The 3,870-nt window shown below is 70.1% G+C and carries 3 protein-coding genes and 1 pseudogene; 1 reads left to right on the top strand and 3 read right to left on the bottom strand.

Annotated elements, in window-relative coordinates:
- The first annotated feature begins 70 nt into the window (after positions 1 to 70).
- Positions 71 to 409, top strand: coding sequence for a P-II family nitrogen regulator (locus tag AOK17_RS49405; protein WP_079053597.1), 339 nt, complete (start codon positions 71 to 73; stop codon positions 407 to 409).
- Here AOK17_RS49405 and AOK17_RS42340 read toward each other — a convergent pair.
- The 3 genes and pseudogenes from AOK17_RS42340 to AOK17_RS42330 form a co-directional block, all read right to left on the bottom strand.
- Positions 306 to 1,319, bottom strand: a pseudogene (locus AOK17_RS42340) (WxL protein peptidoglycan domain-containing protein); the annotation flags it as partial. The gene AOK17_RS49405 and the pseudogene AOK17_RS42340 sit on opposite strands and share 104 nt — an antisense overlap.
- Before the next feature lie 118 nt (positions 1,320 to 1,437).
- Entirely contained in the window at positions 1,438 to 2,763 is a 1,326-nt protein-coding gene (locus tag AOK17_RS42335) for a WxL domain-containing protein (protein WP_055617978.1), read from the bottom strand.
- Positions 2,764 to 3,022: 259 nt separating this feature from the next.
- Complete coding sequence (locus AOK17_RS42330; protein WP_055617977.1) at positions 3,023 to 3,499, bottom strand: hypothetical protein; 477 nt, start codon at positions 3,497 to 3,499, stop codon at positions 3,023 to 3,025.
- Between the last annotated feature and the right edge of the window lie 371 nt (positions 3,500 to 3,870).

The following is a 3,870-nucleotide window of genomic DNA, read 5'->3' as shown; positions in this document are numbered from 1 at the left end:
CTCCCCACCCTTCCCCACACCTCTCCACCCCTCCCCATCACCCGCATCGCGCAGAAGGCCAGGACCCGGCATGAAGCTCATCACCGCGATCGTCAAGCCACACCGGCTCGACGAGGTCAAGACCACCCTCCAGGACCTCGGCGTGCACGGGCTGACCGTCACGGAGGCCAGCGGGTACGGGCGCCAGCGCGGCCACACGGAGGTGTACCGGGGGGCGGAGTACCAGGTCGACCTGGTCCCCAAGATCCGTATCGAGGTCGTCGTCGAGGACGCGGACGCCGACGCCGTCATCGAAGGGATCGTGAAGGCGGCGAAGACGGGGAAGATCGGCGACGGGAAGGTGTGGACGGTGCCGGTGGAGACGGTGGTTCGGGTACGGACGGGCGAGCGCGGTCCCGACGCCCTCTGATCCTCATCCCCACGGCCACGCCGCCCGCGATCCCCACTCCCAGCACGACCGCCACGAGCCACGGCAGCGCGAAGAACGACGTACTCGCCGACTCGCGGGTGTCGTGCGCGCTGGCGGTCAACGTCACGTCGCCCCAGTCGAGTTGGGGCGCGCCACGCCACGGTTCGCTGAGCTTCACCCGCTGCCCGGGCAGCAGCTCGGAGGGGACCTCGGCCAGGTCGCGGGCGAGCAGCGTACGGCCGAAGAGCCCTTCGGCCTTCAGCTCCACCTTGGGGTTGAGGGTGACGTTGCCGGTGTTGTGGAGGGTGTACGAGACGGTGGCCGTGCTGTCGCCCATGCCGGGGACGAGGGGCTGGTGGTGGGTGACGCGGACGTCCTCGACGGCGACGGCGGGCACGGTCGGCCCGCCCACCCGCAGATAGATCCGGGCGCCGACGGCCCGCTGCACGCCGACCTCGACGGCCCCCGACCCGCCGTCGATTCGCTCGTCGAGAGCGACCAGCGCGCCCGGATGATCGCCGGGTTCGGCGCCCTCGGGCACCCGGATCGTGAACGGCACGGTGACCGAGCCGTGCGCGGGCACGGTCACCCGGGACTTCGCGGGCTTCGCCCAGGCGCCGACGCCCCGCTGCTTCTCCTTGCTGGTGCGCACCGCGAACCCGCCGTCCCGGGCGGTGTTGTAGGCGTCGGCCGCGTACAGCCGGAAGGTCAGTGGCGTCCCGGTCTTGTTGGCGACGGTGACCTTGTCCTTGAGAGTCGTCCCCGGATCGGCGGAGAGGTGGAAGTAGGGCCGCGAGGCGAGGTCCGTCGAGACGGGGTAGACGGACCAGCTGCCGTTGTCGGCGGCGTACGCGGGCGCCCCGGTCAGGCCGAGGAACAGCAACAGGAGGAGGACGAACGGCTTGCGCATGGGTGCGGACCCCCGGTGGCGAGTCGGACGAGGCGGACGGGCGGGTGCGCGCCCGACCACCGATGAAACGAGCCTGCGTACAGCTCTGTTGACGAACAGTCAGATCTGAACGTGACCGTCAGGTGAGCGTGAGCGTCAGCACGCCGGAGTACGTACCGGGCGGGGTGAACGCCGGAACGTTCAGCGACAGCCTGGCGTCGACGGTGAACTCACCACCGGTCTGCGCGCCGTTGGGGGTGGACGCCAGAGTCGCTCCGGCGCTGCCCACCGAGCCGGGCGAACCGGGCTGGCAGGTGCTCGGGCTGCCGGTCTTGGTGGCGCAGACCGGGGTCCAGCCCAGCTTGGCGGCGTCGATCTTCGCCCCGCCGGGACCGGCGAAGTCGGTGACCTTGCCGGTCAGGGACCAGCCCGCGGGTCCGCCGCGGAAGTCCTTGACGGTGACCGTCTGCAGGGAGCCGCGCGAGAAGCCGCCCTTGCCGTAGTCGACCGCCGCGAGTTCGACGGTGTCACCGGCCTGGATCATGGACAACGTGCCTGCTTTGACAGAGGAGTTGACCTTCTGGCTGCCCTCGGGGAGAGGCGTGTCGTCGATGACGACGTAGGCGGCGGGACCGGCCCCCTTGGCATCGCTCCAGGCACTCCCCTCGTACGCCACGACCCCGGTGGTGGCCTTGTCGCTGACGGTCAGGGTGCCGCTGATGGCGCCCTGCGCGTTCGCGGTGGTGGTGCCCTTGTCGGCGGTCTCGGCGGCGCCGGCCCGTCCGGCGAGAGTGACGGCGGCACCCGGGGTGAAGTTCGTGCCGGTGACGGTCACGCTGTCACCGGGCTTCCCGGAGGCCGTACCGAGGCTGATGGCACGGTTGTTGGTCTGTCCGCCGTCCGTCGCGGTGACCGTCTCGGAGACGGGGGCGGGCGGGTTGGTGACCGTGCACGGGGTGTCCAGCTCCAGGATGTAGCTGGTGTGGATGTTGTAGTCGCCTGGCGAGAGGGTGATCGCACCGGGCGTGGTGACCGTGAAGGTGCCGGTCATCGAGAACGACGGGAAGGCGCCCTTCCCCGGTACCGGGTCGTTCTTCTTCGGGCCCGCGACCGTGATGTCACCGGTCTGCACGCCACCGAGGGTGACCTTGCCGGTGGGCGTCATGATGTCGGCGGGCAGGGCGATGTCGACCGGGTTGGACGCGGCGGGCTTGACCACCGTGTACGTGACGGTGACCGTGTCGCCCACTTTGGGCGTGGCGTTGTCCACCGCGATCTTGGCGGTGGTCGTGCCGTCGATCGGCGGGATGCCCGCGATGGGCGGCGGGACGCAGTGCGTGGCGAAGTCGACCTGCTGAGGCTCCGCGCTCGCGGGACAGGCGAGTGCGCCTCCCCCGGTGACCGCGAGTGCGGTCGCTCCGAGAAGTGCCGCCCAACGGTGGCGTCTTCGGGTTCCTGAACCCATGTTTGCCCCTCCTGAGGATTGCGGGCGCAGCGGCTCTTCCGCGTTCTTCTGCGCCGACAGGGGGACATTGATGTGTTGGTTGTGTGAAAAGTCAATGGAATCGCCGGACGTCAACTGATGGGCCATCAGTTCCTGGCAACTTCGTTGCAGAACAGGGCAGTTGAGCGCAAGGACCGGTGCCGCCGCGCGCAGGCGACACCGGTCCATGGCTCGACTTGCTCGTGGGGGGTTGTGGGGGGGGAGAGCTACCGCCCGGGACTCACTCGAACACGAACGGGCCCGGCGACTGCGCTCCCTCCGCCGTACACGTCACGGTGATGAACCCGAAGATCACCATCTGCAGGGAGCCGCCGAACGCCTCCAGGCTGTCGCCGGGCGCCACGGTGCCGGTCAGCGGGCCGACCGAGACGCCGTCGCCCGCGGCCATCGCGGGGTTCTTGGTGCCCGTGAAGGCGGTCGTGCCACCGCCCGCCTTCGTCATGGTGAGGGTGGAGGCGATCGAGTCCGCGTCGAGGGCGAGCGGGGAGGTGATCTCGGAGGAGCTGAGGGTGATGGTGGCGGAGGTGCCGGTCTGGGTGGCCGTGAGGGTGGCCTCACCGCCACCGTAGGCACCGCAGTCGGCGATGATCGTGGCGGACTGGGGGACGACGGCCGCGGCACCCGGAGCGAGGGCCAGACCGGCGGCGAGGGTGCCGGCGGCTAACGCCGCACCGATTCCGAGTCGCTTGCATCTCATTGGGGATTCCCTTCCCTTGTACGGGAATTGCCATGTGGGGACGTACGACGGGCGCGCCGTCGTGCGGGCACGCGTGCTTGCCACCGGTGCCTGTTCGCGGGCCGGCGACGGTGCGGGGATTCACGTGCGCACGGACCAGCCACCGCGAGCGGTGTGCGGACACGCTGCGCGGCGACGAATCTGACGGTCCGTCGGAAGAGCTGTCGTCCATTGATACGCGAGCGGCTCGGGATTGCAAGAGAAGCGGTGGGGAATCTTCCGCCGGCCGAAGATGTGGCCGAAGTCGACCGGTGGGGTTCGCGTTCTCGGGGGCTCCGCCCCCCGAACCCCCGCTCCTCAAACGCCGGAGAGGCTAACTCCTAGCCCGTCCG

This window comes from Streptomyces phaeochromogenes (assembly GCF_001418655.1).
Taxonomy (GTDB): Bacteria; Actinomycetota; Actinomycetes; order Streptomycetales; family Streptomycetaceae; genus Streptomyces; species Streptomyces phaeochromogenes.
Note: the sequence above shows the minus strand (reverse complement) of the source record. Positions and strands in the feature narration are given on the sequence as shown.

Excerpts from the sequence above, each read along its gene's own strand:
- AOK17_RS42330 (WP_055617977.1), bottom strand. The coding sequence starts at position 3,499 with ATGAGATGCAAGCGACTCGGAATCGGTGCGGCGTTAGCCGCCGGCACC.
- AOK17_RS42335 (WP_055617978.1), bottom strand. The coding sequence starts at position 2,763 with ATGGGTTCAGGAACCCGAAGACGCCACCGTTGGGCGGCACTTCTCGGA.
- AOK17_RS49405 (WP_079053597.1), top strand. The coding sequence starts at position 71 with ATGAAGCTCATCACCGCGATCGTCAAGCCACACCGGCTCGACGAGGTC.